This window comes from Candidatus Tisiphia endosymbiont of Ptychoptera albimana, assembly GCF_964026605.1.
GTDB lineage: Bacteria > Pseudomonadota > Alphaproteobacteria > Rickettsiales > Rickettsiaceae > Tisiphia.
In genome coordinates this window covers 695481-719178 of the sequence record NZ_OZ032164.1, presented here as the reverse complement: position 1 = coordinate 719178, position 23698 = coordinate 695481, and the positions used below count along the sequence as shown (strand labels likewise).

Genomic DNA, 23698 nt, shown 5'->3' with positions numbered 1-23698 from the left:
GTTCTAAGCAATTTTTTGATTCCTTAATCATAAAATTGTTTAAGTTACACTTTGTGCAACCAACCTAACCTTTTTGTCCAGTAGTGTGACTACATATACGCTCCGCTTGCTTGTCTTTTGTTTTCAAATCCAATTCTTCAAATCATTTGAGTATAGTACGTGAGCACTGCAGATATTGGATAATGACGACGCAATTCTTGATTTTCATCGAGTATATCGTCTACCAACTCTTCATTTACGAGCAGTATACACCTTCTCTACACGTCATATATGGACGAAGTCCATATATGACGCTGTGGTATAGGTATTTGTAAACTTTCAACAGTTGTGCTTCGCATACACAGACAATTGTTATAGAGCAAAAGCAAATTTTGACAACAAAATTACCAAAAAAAATCAGTTCGTAACACTCCCATTTCTTGCAGTACATATAAGCACATTACCATCAACTTGCACTATGCGGAGTATATCTCCTTTATGTACTGATTTTATAGTATCTTTGCTGAGTTTAGCATTCATAATAGTTCCTGACCACAATACCTGTCCTGTTTCCCCTACTAGAAGTTCATTGCTGTATACCACTACTTCCTTACCAACCATATCAGAATATTCGTACTTATCATATTTCTTGTAAACATAAAATTTTAGCGGATACCATAAGGTAATCAGCCACATAAAAGAAGCAAAGCCAAAAATTATATACTGGTATTTTAAAAGACCCGGGTAATTGTTTAATATTATTGCAGTAGATACTCCACCTAGACCTAAAAATAAAAAACCAACATTTGGAATGTTAGCAAATTCTATAATTATACAAATAACGCCAGCGATCAGCCACCATTCTACTATTGAAATTTCAGATAGGATCATAGGATACCTTCTATAGATAAATGATTTCACCGAATTTGGAATAAGAATTGACAAATTCTTATCCCGAATTCGCGTACATCAAACCTCAATTTTGGATTAAAATTTTTAATTTTAATCCAAAACTGGCTATAATATCAGAGAAATGCATTCTTGAAGTGCTTCTACGAATGCATTTTAATCTATTATCGCTAATAATCTTATTTTTATTGGTATAAAAATAAGATTATTAGCAAATGAAATATTTAACAATCAGGCGTCAAACCTCTTTAAGCCTGATTGTTTACTTTCTCATTCCAATTTCGGATTAATGAAATTAATCCGAAATTGAGGTATCAAGGGAGAATTTAGTCATGAACAAATGTCTTTAAAAACATTATAACATTAGCTATATCTTGAGGTTTATTTAAACCAGCAAAAGTCATCTTTGTACCAGGTATATATTGACTAGGTTTATGCAAAAAATGAAATAAACTTTCTTCATCCCAAATTCCCCCTTTGCTGGATAAAGCACTTGAATATTTATAATTCTCTGCTTTAGCTTTTTCTGCCCCAACGATATTCCATAGATGTGGTCCAACCTTATTAGCTTTATTCTTATCAAGAGAATGGCACATTAGGCATTTTTTTGCTATCTCCCTTCCTGCTTCAGCATTAGCAGTTTTCATCAATTCTTCTATATTCACTGGTGCTTCTACAGTAGCTTTAGAGTCAAGGTCACTATGAGAATCTTCTGTTACTTCTACACTATAACCTCGAGATTCAGGATGTAAAACAGGCTTATACAAAATATTTGTTATAAACCCTACCATCATTGCAATTAAACTGGCTAACAAAATAGAAGCGGCAATTTTATTTAACTCTATTCCAGACATATTTAGGTCGTCTCCGTAGAGAGAATATGTATTATCTTAGAACCATTTTTATATTGGAGCGGGTGAAGGGATTCGAACCCTCGACTTCGACCTTGGCAAGGTAGCGCTCTACCCCTGAGCTACACCCGCTTTTAAAAGGCTCACTTATATAAAAACAACTCATGAATATAAGGAAATACTGTAAAAAGATCAAGAAGAAATAACATCAAAAGAAATTTAATTTTAATCGTAGATACTTTTAATTAGGTATCCTATAGAAATGTAGAAAATCCTTGCTTAAAATAACTAAATCCACTAGAAATTATTACTTTTATCATGGAGCAAATATATGGGGCAAAAAAATAATCCTAATAACACTTTACTAGAAAAGCAAATAAATAATATTAATTATGATGATTTCCCTTATGAAAGTTTTCCTTTTATTTATACAAGACCGGAACATTTAAGAACTATTGGTCTATTATTTAACATGAAACCTCCTGCTATAGATACTGCTAGGATACTTGATATTGGTTGTGCTGAAGGTGGCAATATGATTGATTTTGCTGAAAGTTACCCAAAATCTTATTCTTTAGGAATTGATTTGTCAAAGGTCCAAATTGTTAATGGCATGGAAACAATTAAGAGTTTAGGTCTTAAAAATATTGAACTAAAACACTTATCTATACTAAATCTTGATGAGTCAGTTGGTAAGTTTGATTATATAATTTGCCATGGAGTAATCTCGTGGGTGTCTACTATAGTTAAGGACAAGATTTTTGAAATTTGCAATAAATTATTAAACCCTAACGGTATTGTCTTTATTAGTTATAATACTCTACCAGGCTGGAATATGCAAAAAACTATCAGAGATATGATGATGTTTCACAGTAGCACCTTTACTGACAACCATAGTAAAATACAACAAGCTAAATTATTATTAGATTTTGTTACTGATTCTTTAGAAGGTTCAGATAATTCTTATTCTAAATTCTTACAACACGAAACTAAACTTCTTAAAACTACAAATGATTCATATTTACTACATGAATATCTTGGAGAAGAAAATACAGCTTTTTATTTCAATGAATTTATAAGTACAGCTAGAAAACATAATTTAAATTACCTTGGGGATTCTACACTCTCTGCGATGTTTGTCGGTAATTTACCTGCCAAGGCTGCAGAGCAATTACAAGCGATAAATGATATTGTTAGAACCGAACAATATATGGATTTTATCACTAATCGTAAATTTAGGACTACTTTATTATGCCACAATAATGTCACTATAAATAGGACAATTGAACCAAGTAAGTTAAGTGATTTTTATACTACTTTTAATATTATACCAGTCATGTCTGAAAACGAAGTGGATATGAATAATACAGTAGAAAGTTTGGGATTTCATTATAATAATTCAGAATCCCCTAATATTTCGACGTCCTCTCCTATAATAAAGGCAGTTTTCTATGTTTATGCTGATAATATTGGTAATCCTTTGACTTTGGATCAAATTTGTGAATTGGCTATGAAAAAATTAGAAAAATTACAGCTTAAAGATATTAGAGAAGAATTAGATTCTGTAATTATAAAACTAGTGTTACAAGGGTACGTACAAATATTTGCAACAAGACCTCAGTCAATATATGACATTTCGTCCAAACCAAAAGTAAGCGATTTAGCAAGATATCAAGCCCAAAAATTAGACTCAACTAATTTGTTTGTGACAAATCGAGTTAATGCTGTTGTTCCATTGCAATTACATGAAAAACATATTATTGAACTATTAGATGGACACAACTCTATACAACAGATTGAAGAAAAAATATTTGAAAAATTTGCTGCTGGAGTATTAGTGGCATCTAATGAAAATGGTAAGATAAGCGACGAAAACCTTTTAAAGCCATTTATTAGTCACTATGTAGATATTTGCTTGCAAAAATGCAAAATGAATTATTTATTAATTGGGTAAAGTGATGTTAGTTGAAAAAATTAAGACCAAAGTCGGTCATGAAGAGATAAATGTGATTATCGAGATTCCAATGCAAGATAGTCCTATAAAATATGAGATGGATAAGGAATCAGGAGCAATATTTGTTGATAGGTTTATGCAAACCGCTATGTTTTACCCATGTAATTATGGGTTTATTCCGCACACCTTATCAGAGGATGGAGACCCGGTAGATGTATTGGTTGTATCACATTATCCTGTCATACCTAGCTCTGTGATTAGGTCACGCCCTATTGGTGTTTTAATGATGGAAGATGAATCTGGATTGGATGAAAAAATTATCGCTGTGCCTAGCTCTAAGCTAGATATTACTTTTGATTCAATAAAAGATTTAGATGATCTTTGCCCGATGTTGAAACAACGTATAGTACATTTTTTTGAACATTATAAAAATCTAGAAAAAGGTAAGTGGGTGAAGGTAACTGGCTGGGAAAATGCTCAAAAAGCTAAGGAGTTGATTAATGAAGGTATATTAAGGGTATCTACTAAGATAGAAAATCAATAATTGGCATTTGCTTTATGACCGAAAACGATAAGGTGAAGAACAGTGCTTACATGATATCGAGGCAGCTTAAATGAAAGGCGAAGGATATACATTATTTCGTTCTGGAATTATAGTATCTGTCTTTACTTTAATCTCCCGTATATTTGGTTTGGCTCGCGAATTATTCATTGCTTCATTATTTGGTGCTGGTAATATTGCTGATAGTGTTAATGTTGCTTTTAAATTACCCAACCTATTTAGGCGTATTTTTGGGGAAGGGGCGCTTTCAGTCGTTTTTGTACCTATTTTTAATACAAAACTCATAGAATCTCGAGAAGCAGCACGCCATTTCACTGGAATTATCTTTACTATTTTACTTATTACTTTAGTAAGTGTAGTAGTGTTAATGCAGGTTTTCATGCCATCATTAATGTTCATCATTGCTCCTGGTTTTCATGAAGATATAGACAAGTTTAATTTGACAGTTATTTTGTGTCGCATTACCATGCCATATTTAATTTTTATCTCGGTAAGTGCTTTACTAGGGGGAATTTTAAATTCAGTAAAAAGATTTGCAGCTTTTGCTTTTTCTCCGATCATTTTAAGTATTACTGTTATAATTACAACAGTAATATTACAAGAACATATATCTACTCCTATATCGATTAGTTTATCTTTGTTGATTGCTGGGTTATTACAAATTATCTTTATGTTTTTTTGTGTAATTAGGGTTGGTTTATCATTCCCACTAGTTTTTGACCCATGTAATAAAGATGTAAAAAAGTTTTTGTTTGGTATGGGTCCAGCGACTATTAGCTCTGGATTTCAGCAACTTAACTTATTTATCTCGCAATCAATAGCTAGCTTCATCGAAGGGACAATTTCAATATTATCCTATGCAGATAGAATATACCAATTTCCTTTATCTATAATAGGGGTAACTTTTGGTACGATATTATTACCAGAATTATCAAAAACATACCAAATGAATGATTTAGAAAAAGCGGCAAGGATTCAAAATAATGCTATTAAAGTTGGACTTTTATTATCTTTGCCAGCTGCGTTCGGTATTATCGCTTTATCAGAATCAATCATTCATGTAATATATGAGCGTGGAGCTTTTACTTATGCTGATACAATTAAAACTGCTGAAGCTATTTCCGGTTTTGCCCTTGGTTTACCAGCTTTTATACTTGCCAAAATTTTGATGCCTATATTTTATGCTAATAGTGATACGAAAACTCCTTTAAAAATAACATTATATTCTCTTACTGTGAATACTATATTAAATATCGTTCTGATGAAACCATTTGGTCATCTTGGTATCGCTCTTGGCTGTTCTATTACCGCTTGGTATAATGTTTGGTTGTTATACATATATACAAAGAAATATGGTCATTCTTTCATTGATTCAAAATTATACTCTTTTTGTGGCAAGATTTTATTCAGCTGCGTAATAATGGTACTAGTAATTTTGGTGATTAAGCACTATTGTTCTGAATATTATTATTCCGAATTATTATTAGTAAAAACTTTTATGCTTGCAGCCACAATTTTAGCTGGAGCGATAACGTTTTTTCTAATGGTTTATTATTTTAAACTTTATCCAAAATAATTTAACCTTAGTTCTATGTAAGACATAGGTTAAATCGCTTCGGTGTTATTCCTACGAAAGTGGGGGGCTTTGCAAACGTGGATCAAAAACACCAACTATACAAGAATTATGCTCAATCTACTAACTCGTTACATCGATATTTGAGGTTAATTTATTAATGATGAAAACTGAATCTAATTATCAAGATTTTTTGAAAACTATAGCCATAATAACCATGGTGATAGATCATTTAGGGTTATACTTTTTCCCTGAATATGAAATAATGCGGGTTATCGGTCGTATTAGTATGCCGATTTTCTGCTTTTTTGTTGGCTATAATTTTCATAAAAAACCAAAAATTAAAATCCTTGTAGTCGGGGTTCTACTACATATTTTTACTACCATATTATTTAAGAAGTTCACCACAACTAACATACTTATTCCTATTTTTCTAGGTCAATGCTATCTTTATTGTTTTCAAAATAGCCTAAATAATTTTTTCTATAAGGGTTATTGTCACGTTGTCTTCCTTGGGACTCTTTGGTTCTGCACTTGGTTTTTGGTTGATTATGGTACCATAGGTTTAGCTATCATGTTACTTGGCTATATAGCTAAACATGATCTAGGTAATCTTAGGCTTGCCCTTGCAATATCTATGATTTTGACTGTACTGCATACCATTGCTGTTTTTCCCTTGTCGTATATCTATGTACTTATAGTAGTTATATTTGGAGTTTTGCAATATATATTTATGGTTGCAAGAAATTTTGAGCAAAAAATTGCTATAAATTTGCGAATTATAAGCCATAATGCTTTATATATCTATGCTATACATTTAGCAATTTTACAATTTTTATTTTTCAAATTCTACTTACAGAATTGATAAATCAGTTAATAAACTGTGCTAAAATATCTATGTTTCAAAGAAAAATATAGAATCTACACATAATTGTCTTATCCCTTGTTGACAATTATTAAGAAAAAGAGTAACATGCTTGCTTGAGTTTAATAATTAACTCTTTAATAGCATGAAAACCTTGTATCTGTCAATTTATTTGGTTTAATTTCTACGGAAGAGTTGTGAATTAAGTTCGAATAAGTAACTCTATACTAAAAGGTTTTTATGGCTACTAAAGTAGGTAAGGTTAAATGGTTTAATACAACCAAAGGTTTCGGTTTCATCCAGCCAGACGATGGGGGTAGTGACGTTTTTGTTCACATCTCGGCTGTAGAGCGTGCCGGTATCCGTAATCTTAATGAAGGTCAAAGTGTTGGCTTTGATCTAGAAGATAATAAGGGGAAAATTTCTGCTGTTAATCTACAAATAAAATAATATTTATTTAAAACTACAAGCAACTACTCAAAATTTATGAGTGGTTATTAAACTAGTGAATTTTGGGTAGTATCATCTTTTTATACACTTCATGGATTATTTTTTGTAATTCAGTGTTTCACTGTAAGTTAAAGTTATAATTTTGTTGGGTCATGTGAGTATATTTTGTTACATCATAATATAATAGTTTTTTACTACACAATTAACTGACAACTCACATTATAACGTAAGAACTTAATCATACACTTATTCTTTTAAAGTATAGAATATATGTTTACTCAAATGCTTTGACTAACCTGAATTCGATGTAAGACATTGGTTTAATAGCCTAGGGTGTCTCAATTTTGGATAAGAATTAACTAATTCTTATTAAAAAATCGTCTATTAGCGAAGTGCCGTTAGGCACTGTGGCAATCTTCATGAAGTATAAGGTCTCCTTCACAAGATTGCCACATCGCACCCCAATTCGGGATAAGAATTAGTTAATTCTTATCCTGAATTTGCGTGTCGCTGCTTGCAGCGGTTTCTCGCTAATAGACGGTTAAAATCCCGAATTGGGGTAAAGCATTTGAGCATTTTTAATTTAAGATAAATAATATTGGACTTATATAATGAAAAGTTTTAATTTACCAAATGAAGTGATTATATCACTTGAACGCATGAACATAACCTCTCCAACGGAAATTCAAAGAAAGGCCATACCGGTTGCTATGCAAGGTAATGATGTTCTAGCTTCTAGTCAAACTGGTTCGGGTAAGACCCTTGCCTATTTGCTACCAATAATCAATTCTTTTATACAGACTAAATCAATGTCTTTGGTACTTGTTCCAACTCGGGAATTAGCTACTCAAGTGCGTGATACTTTAACTAAGGTAACTACTCAAATAAAACTTCCTAGTGCGGTTTTGATAGGCGGTGAACCAATGCATAAACAATTTACACAACTAAAAGTAAATCCTAAAGTTATAATTGGCACACCAGGTCGTATCATAGATCATTTACTTCGTGGTACTTTAAAATTAAATACTATCCAACTGGTAGTACTTGATGAAATGGACAGAATGCTTGATATGGGTATGAAAGAACAATTAGAAGAGATAAATAAATATATACCTGAAAAACGCCAGGTTTTAATGTTTTCAGCTACTATGCCAAAACATATTATTGCATTATCGCAAAAATACGTGGTTAATCCTCATCGTATTACTGTTGGATCAACTACTAAGGCTGCATCTCAAATAAAACAAGAAACTTTGCGTGTTTCTGATAAAGAGAAATTTCCTGAGCTTATAAAGCAATTAAATGAACGTGATGGTTCTATAATTATTTTTGTAAAAACTAAGCGTGGTGCTGATCAGCTTGCAAAAATGTTGAAATTTGAAGATCACAAAGCTGAAGCTATACATGGTGATTTAACACAAGGTAGACGTGATCGTGTAATTTCATCATTTCGCTCTTCTCGTCATAGGATCATGGTGGCAACAGATGTTGCAGCTCGTGGCTTAGATATACCTCATACACAGCATGTTATCAATTATGACTTACCAATGGCTCCAGAAGATTATTTGCATAGAATAGGTAGAACTGGTAGAGCTGGTCTCTCAGGTTGTGCATTATCATTCATTTCGCCAGAAGATAATATCAGATGGAAAGCTATTGACCGCCTAATAAATCAAGGTGAAACTACTTCAAGAGCAGATATGAGGGAAAGTAAGAATCGCAGGAAACCATTTAATGGTCATAATGGCAAAAAAAGTTATTTTCCTCGTAATAATAATGATAGGAAACCTTATGCTGGTCCTGCTAGAAATAATAAAGCATTCTAATATACTCAGGTAGAACTTCAAGAATTAAGGTCGTCGTGTCTAAAGCACAACTACATTGAAAGTTAAAAAACCGTCTATTAGCGAAGTGCTGTTGTAAGGCTTAAACAATAGTACCCTACATTTTTCTATAATCGTTATAGCAAGGCTCTTTAGATGTCGTGGCGATCTAGGTAAACAGCGAAGCTGTTTTTTTAGAGTAATGCTTCGCGTATCCTGGATTGCCGTGTCGCCGCTTCCAGCGGCTCCTCACTAATAGACGATCAGCAGCTATTTTAATAGTAGACCTCCTTCGAAACTCTACTTCTGCTGGTGATTTGGACAATGATGCGGTACTCGAATCCGTAACGGAATTAGAGTACGCTGCGGTTCGAGGTGAAGCGTCTCCTTCAAATCCCTCAGCATAAGTGAGTTTCGAAGGAGGTCTAGTGGTTATATAAAAAATGTAGGGTACTATGGTTAATAGCTCTCAACTATCGAAACCAATTTTTTAAATCATTTGAGTATATGAAGAGTTGGGTAGACGATAGTATAACTTCAAGAAGAGCTAGGCAGTAGCAAAGTCGAGCTGCTAGGCGTACATGAGTAACTAGGCAGCTTCGATCTTGGGTCGCGGGAATGCCAATTCTTGAAGTTCTACCGGAGTATATTCTTCTGCTTTGAAGAATTGTCTCCGTAAAACTGCGGGGAATTCGCGTACTCACGTAGCTCATCTACGCTCCGTTCGCTCACCCCTTGTTTTCCGTTCCAATTCTTCAAATCATTTGAGTATATACTTATTTACCCAAAGTTTTCTGAGATTGGGAATATGCTTGTTGTTCAATGCTTGCAACCCTTGATATAGCCTGTTGTTTGATACCAAGATCTACTACATGCTCATATCTCATTCCATTATCTAGCAGGATATGACCAAGTTTATTTACTAACTCTACATCCTTTTTAGAGAATTTACTAATAATTAATTCTGTAATTTCATATAAAAACTTCCAAGATAGCTCGACTCTATCATTGAGTGAGAGGTTCTTTTTATTATTTTCTTTATTAAATGGTTCTGCATTATTAGGATCATCAACAAGCGTTCTAACCGATGTTTTCTTGCTCTTTTTATAAATAAAGAATGCGACAAACACTAGAAATAAACCTACTACAGCGATTATCAAATTAGTATTTTGCATAAAACCCTCCAAATATATCTTACTGATAATGCCCTGCTACTTGACTCTATACCACACGATCTTCTTCTTGTGCTAAAAATTCTTCAAGCTTTTCTTTCGTATAATTTTTTTCCTCTAAGATCACTTCATTGTCAAAAATATGTTGTACTGTTTTTTCTTCTAATAACGGACCTTTTAAGCGTTCAAGAGCATTAGGATTTTTTTTATAAAAATCAAATATTGCTGTTTCTTGACCTGGAAACTTCTTTGCTTGAGCCATAATAGCACTTATAAGATCTTTCTGCTCGATATGTAAATTCTTAATTTTCATATATTCGGATAACATTAAACCTATTCTAACACGACGTAAGACTATCTTATTATAATACTCACTAATTTCTGCTTCTGATTTATCCTTAAATATCGAATTTGAGTCACTATTGCCCTCCATTTGAGATTTCAGAATACTTATCTCTTGGTCTATTAAAGATTTAGGAACATTAAACATTAATAGCTTTTCTAATTGATCAAATAAGCTCATTTTCATTAAAGTGCGTATAGGCTCACTATATTCATTTTCTATGCTTTTAGAAATATTATCACGTAACTCTTCTAGTGTTTCACAATTAAATTTCTTAGCAAACTCATCATCAATAACTACCTCATCAGCAGAATGTACTGCCTTTACTTGTACAATAAACTTAGCCGGTTGACCTGCGACTTGCTCCATATTATAATCTTCAGGAAATTTAACGTTGACTTCTACCTCATCTCCAGTCTTAGTTCCAATAAGCTGATCTTCAAATCCCTCAATAAAAGTTCCACTACCAATTACTAGCTTATAATCTGTAACCTTACCACCTTCAAAAGCCTCATTATTGACATAACCAATCGCATCAATAGTAACTTCCTGCCCTTTTTTTACTTTCCCTTTACTTTCTTTATTATAAATTTTTGATATAGATGCAAGCTTATCTATTTGCTTATTAATATCATCTTCTTTAATTACTAACTTTGGATGAGTAATTTTCATTTTTTTAAAATCTGGCAATTCAATATCAGGTAATAATTCAAATTTTAGAGTAAATTCTATATCCTCATTCTCTTCATTACGTAAATTTTCTAACTGCGGATCACCTATTGTTTTTAGTTTATGATCTTTAATAACATGCTGTACTGCATGATTAATTTCATGGTTTACCACATCAGACCTAACAGATTGCTTATATTTTTTATTAACAATGCTGATTGGCACTTTACCAACACGAAATCCATCAAGCTTAACTTTTTTTGCTAAACTAGATAATTCTTTTTGTACTTCATTGGCAATTTTAGAAGAAGGAAGGACTACTTTAACTTCAAAATCTAGACCTTCATTTTTAAGTTCTGTGACTTGCATACTAAAAAACTCATTAGCAATATTAAAACCTTACGAAAACTTGAAGAGCTACTAAATTAAATCAAGCTCTTCAGTTTTTGTATTATTATTTTGTGGTGCGGATGGAGGGACTTGAACCCCCAAGCCTTGCGGCGCTAGAACCTAAATCTAGTACGTCTCCCAATTTCGTCACACCCGCATAGCTGCATCCCTAACCTTAACATAGATTGTTTTAACAACTTGAATTAAATAGGTTCAGTTAGGAATTTTATCAGAGAATTATAATACACATGATACAGACTTTGTAAATCGTTAATTTCTGTGTATTCATTAATTTTATGAGCTGTATTAGATTGTAAACCAAATTCCACAACAGGACAATAATTTTGGATAAACCTCGCATCAGAAGTACCACCACTAGTAGATAATTTTGTATATACTTCTGTTGTATTAGATACTACCCGAACAAAATCGGCAATTAACCCTACTGGTTCTTGGATAAAACAATTAGCTGAAGTTACACTACTTAATTCATATTTAAAGTTATATTTCGCACAATATTTATTAATTATCTGATCTATCAAATCTGTTATGCTCGATGATGAATGAAGATCATTAAAACGAATATTAAACTTTGTTGTAATTTTTGAAGGAATTACATTAGTAACATCATTACCTACATCAATAGACGTAACTTCTAGATTTGACTGTTGAAAAAATTCACTTCCTTCATCCAGTCGGTAATTAACCAACTCATTGAGTATCTGAACTAAAGGAGTAATCGGATTACTGGCTTGTAATGGATATGCCACATGCCCCATTGTACCATATAGAACTAAGTTAAAGTTAATACTTCCTCGCCGACCAATTTTTATGGTATCGCCTATTTGATGCTCATTTGTTGGTTCACCTACAATAGCAAGATCGATCAAATTATTACCACCCTTATGCAAATATTTTAACATTTCCACAGTGCCATATTTGGCGTTTCCTTCTTCATCGCTAGTAATTAGAAAACTAATTGAACCATGCGGAGTTGGATTTAACTTAATAAAATCTAAGCTAGCAGCTAGGAAACATGCTATCGCTCCCTTCATGTCAACAACTCCCCTACCATAAATTTTATCACCTACGGTAGTTGCTATAAAAGGGTCGTTAAGCCATAATGCCTTATCACCTGTTGGCACGACATCAACATGTCCAGCAAAACAAATATTAGGTCTTGCATTACCATAAACAGCATAAAGATTGGTTACTTTATAATTATCCTCTCCAAATATTTTGATTTCAGTCTTAAAACCATTTTCTTCTAATAAATCATTAATATATTCAATACAACCACTACTCTCAGGAGTTACTGATTGAAAACTAATTAAGTCTTCAAGAAATTTTATCAAGATAACCTCCAGTAGTCATCAATTTATAGTTCTTCCTAAAAATTCCTCTCTCATATCTAGCCAATGTTTTATTCTCTGACAACCAAAACAGACACACCCGAGTGCCGCACAATCTTGGAAGCATTAGGACCTAACATATAATCTCTGAGTTGTGGTCTGACTGCTGAAATAATGATTAAGTCAGCTTTCACTTCATTAGTATATTGTATTATTTCATCATATACTGCCCCTCGACCAATATGCAATTCAACTTCGATCTCCTCCGGCACATATTGTCTAATTAATTCTGTTACTTGTACCCGATATTTTTCTTTTTGATCTTTTGCCCAACTTTTAGGCAAATAATCCTCAACCATTTTCATACCGAAATCTGAAATGATATAAAGAAAATGTAATTTGGCACTAAAGATAGTAGCAAAACTTAAAGCCTTTGGTAATATCACCTTAACTGATTGTTTATCCGACAAATCTATTGGTATTATTATATTTTTAAACACAATTAACACTACTCCGGTGCATTTATATTATTATCTATTTCTTACTACTGAATGTTTTGGCAAAACAAAATTATTAGTATCAGCAAAATGCTCAATATCTATATTATATAACATATAATTAGAATGTTTAAAATGTTTTACGTTTTTGTGAAACATCCCGATAAATTTATCCAATAGTTTAGAATCCATATTACTATTAGTAACTAAAATTGCTGTTACTGCTACTGTATTCTGATCGAGAGTGATCCCAGGATATAATCTTTTATCCAGTAATGCCTTATGAAAAGCTTTATTAGTGGCAATTAATTGTGCAATTTTATTATCTTCAATAGGTACAAAATCAACTTTACAGCTATTAGCAGTAAATCCCATCAAGGCATTAGGATGACCTACCGTCATCATTATCACATCAATTTTACCACTGCAAAATTCTTTTATTGACTCTTCATAATTAATTTCATCACCATCTATTGGTTCTTTAGTAAAATTATATAACTTCCTTATAGCATTATAGGTAATAGTATTACTAGAGAATGGCAAGCCATTTGATATTCTCTTACCCTCAATATCTGAAAAAGTCTTTATCTCATCCTGATTTTTTACAACAACAGTAAAAAATTCATCATATAGATTAAGTACCTGACGCATTTCTTGCATTTTTTCTGTATTAGAGTAATATCCAGTACCTTCAAATGCCTCAAGTGCTACATTAGATTGAACTAAAGCTAAATCTATCTTACCTTCTTTTAGCAAAGCTAAATTTTCAACACCTCCACTGGTAGGTACTACTTCACAATTCACACTTTTATCAGCTAAAGTAAAGGTTTTACACAAATCCAACCCAATAGAGTAATACCCCTTTAAAATAGAACCAGACCCAATTTTCACGGTTCTTTGCGAAGCAAAAACACAATTACTAGTAAAAAACAGGCAAAAAACTACCAATATAACTCTGAAATTATTCATAAATAACACTATACACTAAAAATAATTGACCACTAATACTTAAAGACTTAAAATTTAATAAATCATTTTCCCTATCCAAAGTACCTTTACTATTATTGATAATCAAGATAATTATTACAATTCATGTGTAAAAAAATCCTTATCCCTTATAATATTCTTCTCCAATTTCAATTTCACTGCGGTTATTTAACTTACGCCAATTATTGGTGTCCCTAAGTGAATAGATGCAGCCACAATATTCTTGCTTATAAAAATTCTCACGTTTAGCTATTTCGTACATTCTACTACTACCTCCATCTTTACGCCAATTATAAGTCCAGTAAGTTATTCCATCGTAATGAGAAGCAGCTTTGATACCCGATTCATTAATTTGATTCATATCTTTCCAGCGGGAAATACCAAGAGAACTGGTAATAACTTTAAAATCATTCTCATAGGCATAAAGAGCTGTCCGTTCAAAACGCATATCAAAACACATAGAACAGCGTTTACCTCTTTCTGGTTCATATTCCATACCTTTGCTTCTTGCAAACCAATTCTGCACGTCATAATCTGCGTCAATAAAGCTAATACCCATTTTTTCAGCAAAACGGATATTTTCATTTTTACGAATTTCATACTCTTTTTTAGGATGAATATTAGGGTTATAGAAAAAAATAGTTAAATTAATACCAGACATTAACATTTTTTCCATCAGCTCTCCTGAACATGGAGCACAACAGGAGTGGAGTAATACTTTACTTTCACCATTTGGTACTTCTAGAATTTCATTCATAATTATCTGCTAAATTTTTTCTGTAAGTTTCTTTATAAAATCTTAAAATAACATACAATATAGCTAACTCGATTAGTATTTATCCACAGTTGATCTAGGGCAATGTTGTCATCCCCGCGTAGGCGGTGATCTAAAATAGTGTTCAAAGAACCTTGAAATATTATAGATTCCCGCCTTCATGGGAATGACATCCTTTTCGTTGAAACAAATGGATAAATGTTAGTCGGGTTAGCTATATTATCACAAGGACAATTCAATAAATTAAGATATTGTATTGTAGAAAAAAGTATAATAAATTATTATTTTTTATTAACAATAATTTTGTTACTAAATATTGAATATTAGTTTAATTGAGAGAGATATATATTATGTTGAATGAAACAGTCAATTTACCGGAAGGTTTTGTGTATTTGGATCAAATAGATCCTACTATAATTCAACAGATGATGTATTATGATACTAGAAATTTTGTAGGAAAGCAGATCGATGGCTATAAAGCTAATAGAGCTATACTAACTAAAGAAGCGGCTACTGCCTTAAAAAATCTTCAGCAAGATATAAAAAATGATAACTACTCTTTGGTAATTTATGATGCTTATAGACCTAATAAAGCTGTACAACATTTCGTTAGATGGGGAGAAGATGTTGCTGATCAAAAAATGAAAGACTCTTATTATCCATACATTAATAAGGCTGAAATTTTTCAATTAGGTTATGTTGCTAAACGATCACCTCATAGTCGTGGAAGTACTGTAGATTTAACTATTATCGAACTTGGAAAACAATTAAATCCAAACCCTAAAATGATAAAAAGACCTCTAAAAGATGGTCGTCTAATTCCTTATTTTGATGATAATACGGTTGACATGTATAGCTCTGTAGATCTTATGGATATAGTATCCTCCCATGATAGTAAACTAATTGATGAACTTTACTTACAAAATCGTAATTATCTACGTAAGAAAATGAAAAAACATAATTTTAAGGAATATTCGGTTGAGTGGTGGCATTATACCTTGCAAGACGAACCTTATAAGGATCAGTATTTTAATTTTGATGTTAAATAGACTTTTTGCATTAAGTATAATAACTTAAAAAAAAGTAATAATTATTTAAGGAGAAATTAAAATGAGTAAAGATAGAATTACGGGACGTAATAAAGAACTCTTACAAGGTGCAGCTCAGAGATTAGGGATTTCTGAAGATGAAGTTCTCAGTAAAGTTCCAAACGGAATATTATTAATGGCTACATTCAACGACAAAGCCCTTGGAGGTTTTCTAAAGAGAATGCAACCAGATATGTCTCAAGCAGCAGTATTAGAGAAGCAAATAGCCGACGATAAAGTTGGTGGTGGAGTCCTAAAAGTTGGGGCTGGAGTCCTAGATTTTCTTAATAAAACACAAGAAAACTCTTCTCAACAACAGGAGGAAATGTCTAGTGCTGTTAGCTATCAGAATTGGGATAAAATGAATCAAATGCACTTAAAACACGTAGCTACACTATCAGAAAAGTCTGAAAATGAAGTTTTAAAGGAAATTTCACGAGACCTAGGGGAAGCTTTATCTAACCCTGAAGAGCTTGAAAACTATCTAACAGCAGTGCTAGATAGCCACCTAACAATTAATGATTCTCGCACAAACGACAATCCCCCTATTGATGTAGCAGCTGGCTATAATGCCTCTAGCTGTGCTTTAACGGGTGAAAATCCAACCATTAACGAGGACTGCAATTAAGTAAAAATGTCCTAAATTTCACCGAATTCGGGATAAGGATTAACTAATTCTTATCCTGAATAGGGGTAGGTTACATTAATGGGCTTGGTAAATTAGATAGATAATTCCCCTTCCAAAGCTCCTGATAAAGAGCAGGATCAATGTTTCCACCTGATATAAGTACTAAAACTCTCTTAGGTTTTGATTCTCTCTTTAACCAATCAACTACTCCAACCATATTTAAAGCACATGATGGTTCACAAGCAATTTTTAGTAAATGCGTTAACCAAGCGGTCCAGTAATATATAGAATATTCATCAGCAAGAAAGAAATCATCAAGTTTATTTAGATAATTAAATGTACGTGGTGAAACTGCTAAAGTACGTAAACCATCGGCTACAGTATTTGGTGAATCAGTAAATCTATATATTGAACCTTGTTTAATAGATAAAAAAGCATCATTCGCATTAACCGGCTCTGAACCTATAAGCAAGCTGGATGGAGACAGTAATTTTTTTGCTAAATATGATCCAGAAAGTAATCCACCTCCTCCACAAGAAGCAAAAATAGCATCTGGGCTAAACCCTAGCTGTTGCAAGGCTTCATAACACATAGTACCAGCCCCAGCTATACTCGAATCGCTATCAGAAGGATGCAAATAGTAGAAACCATTTTCTATATCACCTTTTGCCCTATCTTCTGCCACTTGCCTAGTATCGGTCAGTATAACCTCTGCTCCGTAATATCTTGCTGCTTGTTGCTTAATTGGAGAAGTATCTTTGGGCAAATAAATTCTTGCATTTAGATTAAGAATTTTTGCTACCCAAGCAAGACCAATTCCATGATTACCTGTACTATATGCAACAATTTTATCTAGTAAACGATTTCGTTCTTGTAACTCTAATAAATGGTTTAATACCCCTCTAACCTTGAATGCTCCAGTTTTTTGCAACGATTCTATTTTAAAGAAAATTTTATGCCCCAGCATTTCATTTAAAGTTTCAGACTGGACTATTGGAGTCAAATGAAGATATTGTTTTACCCTATTACTTGCTATTGATATTATATTTGGAGATTGAGGTGATAAATGCATATACAAAATAAATGTAGCTTGAAATCCCAGCACGGCAACATTATATAGTTAACAATCCCTTTAGTATATAAATTTTTCAAGGTTTTAGTATGACAAATAAAGAAAAATTACCCCTACTCGCATTAAAAGACATGGTGATATTTCCCGGCATGGTTGCTCCCATATTTGTCGGTAGGACAAAGTCTCTAAAAGCCTTACTGAATACTAAATCTACAGATACTAATAGATATATATTATTGGTGTTACAAAAACAACAAGATCAAGACACTCCAGATATTCAAGATCTTCATTCTACAGGAGTAATTGCTAAAATTATACAAACAGTAAGATTACAAAATAATGCAAAAATTCTTGTTGAAGCAATGCAGAAGGTTAAACTTCATAACATAACTAATAAAGAAATGTTTGAAGCTGAATATAGCATACTACAAGATGAAGAGGTAATTGATGTGGAAGCTTTAAAAGTTTCTACGTCAATTGTCATTGAGTTATTTATGAAATATACCAAGAATCATAAAAAAATTAATCCAGAAATAATAGAAACAATAGCTGATGAAATAACCAAAGATCCGACTAATTTTAGTTATATTACTAATGTGCTAGCCTCTTATCTGACTGCACCATTACTAATAAAACAAACCTTATTAGAAGAAACAAAACCTCAAACACGAATTAAAACTATAATAGATACATTGACATCTAGTATGGCTCAAATGGAAGCAGAACAAGCTTTACAACTACGAGTAAAAAAACAAATTGAAAAAACTCAGCGTGATTATTACTTGCACGAACAAATGAAAGCTATACAAAAAGAACTCGAGCAGGATAAATCTGACTTTTCTGATATAGAAAAAAAGATTAAGACCTTAAAACTTTCAAAAGAAGCAAAAGAAAAAGTTGAATCAGAACTGAAAAAGCTAAAGCTTATGAATCAAATGTCAGGTGAATCCTCAGTTGTTCGTAACTATCTTGATACAATATTAGCTATGCCATGGGGAAAATTTGATAATAGTAAAACTGACATAAACAAAACTAGAGAAATTTTGGATCGGGATCATTTCGGTCTTGAGAAAGTCAAGGATCGTATAATTGAATATTTAGCAGTATTACAACGCTCTAAAAAAATTAAAGGACCTATACTATGCTTAATTGGTCCTCCAGGAGTGGGGAAAACATCACTGGTCAAGTCAATTGCTGAAGCAATGGGTAGGAAATATACTAAATTTGCTCTTGGCGGCATTAGAGATGAATCGGAAATTAGAGGTCATAGAAAAACATATCTTGGTTCTATGCCAGGAAAAATCATAAACTTAATTAAAAAAGTTAAAACTAATAACCCTGTTATGTTATTAGATGAAATTGATAAAATGGGTTCTGATTTCCGAGGCGATCCAGCATCTGCTTTACTTGAAGTTTTGGATCCTGAACAAAACAGCCATTTCGTTGATCATTATTTAGAAGTAGAATATGATTTATCAGAAGTAATGTTTATTGCAACAGCCAATTCTTATAATTTGCCAAGAGCTTTACTAGATCGTATGGAGATCATTAATGTTTCTGGTTATGTTGAAGAAGAAAAATCACAAATTGCTAAAAACTATTTAATACCAAAGCAATTGAAACTACATCAAATGAAGAAAAATGAGCTAATTATTGATGATGGAGCAATCTTAGAGTTAATCAGATATTATACCAAAGAATCAGGGGTAAGATCGCTTGAAAGAGAAATTAGCTCTGTTACAAGAAAAGTATTGCAAAGGATTCTGAGTAACAAAGAAGTAAAAAGCATATCAATATCATCTGAAAATCTTGAAGAATATTTAGGTGCTAGAAAACATAATTTTGGTTTAGCTGAGAAAGAAGACCAAATAGGCAGTACCACAGGGCTTGCTTATACAGAAGTTGGCGGAGAACTATTAACCATTGAAGCATTGTCATTCCCTGGAAAGGGAGATATTAAAACTACAGGCAAGCTTGGGGATGTAATGAAAGAATCCGCTCAAGCAGCTTATAGTTGTTTCCGCTCTAGAGCTAATAATTTTGGACTGAAGTACGAAGATTACAAAGACCTTGATATCCATTTGCATGTACCGGCTGGTGCAATTCCAAAAGATGGACCATCTGCTGGATGTGCAATATTTACCACTATTGTTTCACTTATGACCAAAATACCAGTCAAAAGAACTGTGGCAATGACTGGAGAAATTACCCTAAGGGGTACAGTGTTACCAATTGGAGGACTAAAAGAAAAATTATTGGCTGCTAGCCGAGGTGGTATACAAACAGTATTAATACCTGAAGAGAATATCAAGGACTTAAAAGATATTCCACCGAATATAAAGAATAGCTTGGAAATTTTATCAGTGTCAAATATAGATCAAGTACTAAAATTAGCTTTAGTGAATAATAATTTTACAGTTGCTAACTAAAAAAATATTAACATTACGATAGAAACTTGAATATACTTAAAATTATTTAGCTATGTTGTAGGTTTGAATATGACTATTAAAAACACTGAAAATTCCTATGGTTTAGTTACAAAACTTCTACATTGGATAGTTGGAGTTATGATAGTGTCAATGATTATAGTTGGTTTTTCTATGCAAAACATAGAATATCCTGTTATAAAACAGCAAATTTACGCCTATCACAAGGCTACAGGCGTGATGGTATTATTACTAGTATCCATAAGATTGCTATGGCGTTTAATTAATATCAGAGTAATCTTACCAAGTGATTTACCAAGATGGCAAAAAAATGTTGCTACCTTAAATATCAATATACTCTATCTTTTAATGTTTATAATGCCAATCAGTGGTGTATTAATGACCATTCTGTCAGGTCGTAACATTGATATATATGGACTGTTTACTATCACTTCATTCATTCAGAATGCATCATTTGCCAAAATATTTTACAAAATGCATGAATTTTCAGCATTTATTCTCTGTGTTTTAATTGCTCTGCATACTTTAGCTGCCTTTTATCACCATTTTGTAAGAAAAGATGATGTATTGAAGAGAATGTGGTTCAATAACAGAAATAATTGAAAATATAAAGAATTAGGCAACTTTTGGAATTGCTGCATATAACTATGTATAGTCCTCTATAATATAAAAGCATTGTGGATAAGTTTGTGAATAAAAAATGAATGATCATTTTGTAAAATCCATGTTCAACTTAATTTTACATCTTATTAACAAGCAAATATATTGCTATAATTGCTTAAAGTATAGATTAAATCTTATTAATATCTTAATTGTAAATAGAAAAAATATTAATGCCATTGACTAATTTTTACTTAGTGCATAACTTTTATCGTGTATAATCAAATTAATTAATCAATGATAAAATTCAGACTATAATAGAAAACCATCCATATCATAAATAGGCTATGCTCGATGAGAAGTAATATTTGTATAATACTCCTACCAGTTGTTTTTATGTTATTATCAGCATTTTCGAATCTAGACTTTAACAAAAATAATAAGGAATTTATTAGCTTATTGAAAGATACAAAAATTACTGTTGTTGCTCCTGCCTCAGGGGTAAGCAGTGAATTATTATCTAATTTAAAAAATATTACTTCATTGAAACTAGATATTCCAAATAGTTGCTTTGGAGGAAAAAGCTTATTCCATTCTACCGACGATAAAACAAGGTTATCGTGTTTAGAAAACGCGTTACTGGATCAATCAAATGACGTAATATGGACACTTCGCGGGGGATATGGTTCAGCAAAATTGATTCCTGACTTACAACGCATGAAAAAACCTATAAAGGAAAAGTTTTTTATAGGGTTTAGTGATATGACTGCTTTACATATTTTCTTTTCTCAAGAATGGGGATGGAAGACAATTCATGGTAACGGAATCATTGAAATATTTAATCCAACAAGAGATCATCAGAATTTTATAAAAATAGCAAAAATAATTTCTGGTAAAGAAACTCTAGCTAAAATTAAAGGGTTATCAGCAATCAACCATGCTGCAAAATCTAGCAAAATTGTTACAGGTAATCTTACTGGCGGTAATCTAACCATTGTACAAACATCTATAGGTACATCATGGCAAATAAAAACAGCAGATAAGATTCTTTTTTTGGAAGATGTTGACATAAAACCATATCAGCTAGATCGCATTTTATATCATTTAAAACAAGCAAGGCTGCTAGATCATGTAAATGCTATAATATTTGGGACTTGTGGAGGTGATGGTAAGAGTATCATTACTGTTCTTACTGATTTTGCAGCAACCTTAAAAATTCCAGTATTTAAGACTAATAGGTTTGGTCACGAGCAAATTAATGATCCAATTATTTACAATACTAGTACAAAAATTATTCCTTCTAATGATAACCAGTTCGAATTAATAATGAAATGCTATTAAGAATAATTCTAAGTGAACCCAAGAAGGTTTTGCCTATAGTCAATTGAAGAGAATTGAGTATACTCGGTGAACTTCAAGAATTGGCGTTCCCGCGACTAAAGATCTCCGCTGCTCCGTTACTCATGTACGCTACGCTGCTCGACTTTGCTACTGCCTAGCTCTTCTTGAAGTTATACTATCGTCTACCAACTCTTCATTTACGAGCATTAGACTTGCTGCATAAATCAAAGATAGTTGAGGGATTTTTAGGAGAAACGAAGCCGAGCACCGCAGCGTACAAAGACGTACGTGAGGAGCGGAGGCGAGTTTCGACGACAAAATCACCAACTAGATTGACTTATGCAGTAAGTCTAGTATAGTAGGAGCGATGGAGCGACACCTATATGTAATAGGCGAAGGATCGAAGACGACGTTACCAAATTCTCCTCAATTCACTATAGCTAACATCAAAGTTTTTGCAGCCTGTATGCCAGAATTTTTGCAATCTTTTGAATTAGAAATGTCACTATGAAAAACTATTTTACTACCGTCAAAATCAGAAAGCATAAACTCTGTATGAATATCATTACCTATATATGTTGAATAAGCAGCTATAGGAGTTTTACAATCTGCATCTAAATGTTCCAAAAATGCCCTTCCAGCTTGCATTAGCTCCCATGTTTCAAGATGGTTAATTTTATTACATATTTCTTGCATTTTATTATCATTTCTTCTTATCTCTATCGCTATAACACCCTGACCTACAGATGGTAACATCTCTTTTGTCTCTATTAAGTGGCAATATTGTGTATTAAATAGTCCTAATCTTTTTAAACCACTATAAGCTAAAATGGTTGCATCAACATCACCTTGCATTAATTTTTTTATTCTTGAATCAACATTTCCTCTAAAAGTAACAATTTTTAAATCAGGTCTTTTTCTTTGTATTAGGACTTTTCTCCGCACTGAAGATGTACCTACCTTACTAGCAAAAGGCAGTTCTTCTATTGATTTATAATCTAAGCAGACAAATACATCTCGTGCATCTTCTCTCTCAAGTACAGCACATATCATCAATTCTGACGGTAGTTTGCAAGGTACGTCTTTTAAGGAATGTACAGCTAAGTCAATTTCGCCATTTATAAGAGCATTTTCTATTTCTTTTAAAAATAAAGCTTTGCCACCTATATCATACAGATTTTTATCCTTAATCAAATCACCAGAGGTAATTATTGGAACTATTTCATAAATTATGTTTGGATAATGAATTTTAATTTGGTCTACTACTAAATTTGTCTGTATTAAAGCCAAAGGACTTCTTCTTGTACCTATTTTTATTACTTTCTTCATAGAACCTAGCTATTTTCTCAAATGCAGATCTTTTTATTACTG

At 32.4% G+C, this 23698-nt stretch carries 22 protein-coding genes and 2 tRNA genes; 12 read left to right on the top strand and 12 right to left on the bottom strand.

Features of this window, described 5'->3' with window-relative positions; all coding sequences use genetic code 11:
* Positions 1-396: 396 nt before the first annotated feature.
* The 3 genes from AAGD36_RS03455 to AAGD36_RS03445 all read right to left on the bottom strand — a co-directional run bounded on the left by AAGD36_RS03455 (position 397) and on the right by AAGD36_RS03445 (position 1871).
* Complete coding sequence (locus AAGD36_RS03455) at positions 397-870, bottom strand: NfeD family protein (protein WP_341751684.1); 474 nt, start codon at positions 868-870, stop codon at positions 397-399.
* Positions 871-1214: 344 nt separating this feature from the next.
* A complete protein-coding gene (locus AAGD36_RS03450; RefSeq protein WP_341751685.1) occupies positions 1215-1742 on the bottom strand; it encodes a c-type cytochrome in 528 nt (175 codons plus the stop codon).
* A gap of 54 nt (positions 1743-1796) precedes the next feature.
* Positions 1797-1871 (bottom strand) — tRNA-Gly (locus AAGD36_RS03445).
* Between the two features lie 199 nt (positions 1872-2070).
* On the opposite strand from AAGD36_RS03445, the gene AAGD36_RS03440 reads away from it, so the two are divergent.
* The 6 genes from AAGD36_RS03440 (at position 2071) to AAGD36_RS03415 (ending at position 8969) form a co-directional block, all read left to right on the top strand.
* Complete coding sequence (locus AAGD36_RS03440) at positions 2071-3693, top strand: class I SAM-dependent methyltransferase (protein ID WP_341755963.1); 1623 nt, start codon at positions 2071-2073, stop codon at positions 3691-3693.
* 4 nt (positions 3694-3697) lie between these two features.
* The gene (gene ppa / locus AAGD36_RS03435; protein WP_341748398.1) at positions 3698-4237 is read left to right on the top strand and encodes an inorganic diphosphatase; all 540 of its coding nucleotides are present in this window, start codon (positions 3698-3700) and stop codon (positions 4235-4237) included.
* A gap of 70 nt (positions 4238-4307) precedes the next feature.
* Positions 4308-5831 (top strand): murein biosynthesis integral membrane protein MurJ, encoded by a 1524-nt coding sequence (gene murJ, locus AAGD36_RS03430; RefSeq protein ID WP_341755962.1) that lies wholly within the window; start codon positions 4308-4310, stop codon positions 5829-5831.
* A gap of 160 nt (positions 5832-5991) precedes the next feature.
* Positions 5992-6693 carry a TraX family protein gene (locus AAGD36_RS03425; RefSeq protein ID WP_341755961.1) on the top strand — a complete coding sequence of 234 codons (702 nt, stop codon included), beginning with the start codon at positions 5992-5994 and terminating at the stop codon, positions 6691-6693.
* A 240-nt stretch (positions 6694-6933) separates the two neighbouring features.
* Positions 6934-7143, top strand: a complete 210-nt coding sequence (locus tag AAGD36_RS03420) for a cold-shock protein (protein ID WP_341751689.1) — start codon at positions 6934-6936, stop codon at positions 7141-7143.
* Between the two features lie 611 nt (positions 7144-7754).
* Positions 7755-8969: a DEAD/DEAH box helicase gene (locus AAGD36_RS03415; RefSeq protein ID WP_341755960.1), complete on the top strand. Its 1215-nt coding sequence runs from the start codon at positions 7755-7757 to the stop codon at positions 8967-8969.
* 773 nt (positions 8970-9742) lie between these two features.
* Here AAGD36_RS03415 and AAGD36_RS03410 read toward each other — a convergent pair.
* The 7 genes from AAGD36_RS03410 to AAGD36_RS03380 form a co-directional block, all read right to left on the bottom strand.
* A complete protein-coding gene (locus AAGD36_RS03410) occupies positions 9743-10141 on the bottom strand; it encodes a DUF2660 domain-containing protein (RefSeq protein ID WP_341755959.1) in 399 nt (132 codons plus the stop codon).
* Between the two features lie 46 nt (positions 10142-10187).
* Positions 10188-11519 carry a trigger factor gene (gene tig, locus AAGD36_RS03405; RefSeq protein ID WP_341755958.1) on the bottom strand — a complete coding sequence of 444 codons (1332 nt, stop codon included), beginning with the start codon at positions 11517-11519 and terminating at the stop codon, positions 10188-10190.
* A gap of 93 nt (positions 11520-11612) precedes the next feature.
* Positions 11613-11697, bottom strand: a tRNA-Leu gene (locus AAGD36_RS03400).
* A 46-nt stretch (positions 11698-11743) separates the two neighbouring features.
* Entirely contained in the window at positions 11744-12898 is a 1155-nt protein-coding gene (gene dapE, locus AAGD36_RS03395; RefSeq protein ID WP_341755991.1) for a succinyl-diaminopimelate desuccinylase, read from the bottom strand.
* 65 nt (positions 12899-12963) lie between these two features.
* A complete protein-coding gene (locus AAGD36_RS03390) occupies positions 12964-13392 on the bottom strand; it encodes a universal stress protein (RefSeq protein ID WP_341755957.1) in 429 nt (142 codons plus the stop codon).
* Between the two features lie 30 nt (positions 13393-13422).
* Positions 13423-14358 (bottom strand): TAXI family TRAP transporter solute-binding subunit, encoded by a 936-nt coding sequence (locus AAGD36_RS03385; protein WP_341755956.1) that lies wholly within the window; start codon positions 14356-14358, stop codon positions 13423-13425.
* A gap of 139 nt (positions 14359-14497) precedes the next feature.
* The gene (locus AAGD36_RS03380; protein WP_341755955.1) at positions 14498-15133 is read right to left on the bottom strand and encodes an epoxyqueuosine reductase QueH; all 636 of its coding nucleotides are present in this window, start codon (positions 15131-15133) and stop codon (positions 14498-14500) included.
* A gap of 368 nt (positions 15134-15501) precedes the next feature.
* Between AAGD36_RS03380 and AAGD36_RS03375 the strand changes: the two genes are divergently transcribed.
* The gene (locus AAGD36_RS03375) at positions 15502-16200 is read left to right on the top strand and encodes a M15 family metallopeptidase (protein ID WP_341755954.1); all 699 of its coding nucleotides are present in this window, start codon (positions 15502-15504) and stop codon (positions 16198-16200) included.
* A gap of 61 nt (positions 16201-16261) precedes the next feature.
* Positions 16262-16867, top strand: a complete 606-nt coding sequence (locus AAGD36_RS03370; RefSeq protein ID WP_341755953.1) for a hypothetical protein — start codon at positions 16262-16264, stop codon at positions 16865-16867.
* Positions 16868-16937: 70 nt separating this feature from the next.
* Here AAGD36_RS03370 and AAGD36_RS03365 read toward each other — a convergent pair whose 3' ends face one another.
* Positions 16938-17939 (bottom strand): serine/threonine dehydratase, encoded by a 1002-nt coding sequence (locus AAGD36_RS03365; protein ID WP_341755990.1) that lies wholly within the window; start codon positions 17937-17939, stop codon positions 16938-16940.
* A gap of 89 nt (positions 17940-18028) precedes the next feature.
* Between AAGD36_RS03365 and lon the strand changes: the two genes are divergently transcribed.
* The 4 genes from lon to AAGD36_RS03345 all read left to right on the top strand — a co-directional run bounded on the left by lon (position 18029) and on the right by AAGD36_RS03345 (position 22686).
* Complete coding sequence (gene lon / locus AAGD36_RS03360; RefSeq protein WP_341755952.1) at positions 18029-20368, top strand: endopeptidase La; 2340 nt, start codon at positions 18029-18031, stop codon at positions 20366-20368.
* A 69-nt stretch (positions 20369-20437) separates the two neighbouring features.
* Positions 20438-20989, top strand: a complete 552-nt coding sequence (locus tag AAGD36_RS03355; protein WP_341755951.1) for a cytochrome b — start codon at positions 20438-20440, stop codon at positions 20987-20989.
* 369 nt (positions 20990-21358) lie between these two features.
* Positions 21359-22327 (top strand): LD-carboxypeptidase, encoded by a 969-nt coding sequence (locus AAGD36_RS03350; protein ID WP_410521249.1) that lies wholly within the window; start codon positions 21359-21361, stop codon positions 22325-22327.
* 212 nt (positions 22328-22539) lie between these two features.
* Positions 22540-22686 carry a hypothetical protein gene (locus AAGD36_RS03345; RefSeq protein ID WP_341755949.1) on the top strand — a complete coding sequence of 49 codons (147 nt, stop codon included), beginning with the start codon at positions 22540-22542 and terminating at the stop codon, positions 22684-22686.
* Between the two features lie 67 nt (positions 22687-22753).
* Here AAGD36_RS03345 and hemC read toward each other — a convergent pair whose 3' ends face one another.
* On the bottom strand, positions 22754-23656 hold the full coding sequence (gene hemC / locus AAGD36_RS03340) for a hydroxymethylbilane synthase (protein ID WP_341755948.1): 903 nt from the start codon (positions 23654-23656) through the stop codon (positions 22754-22756).
* Positions 23657-23698: the final 42 nt, after the last annotated feature.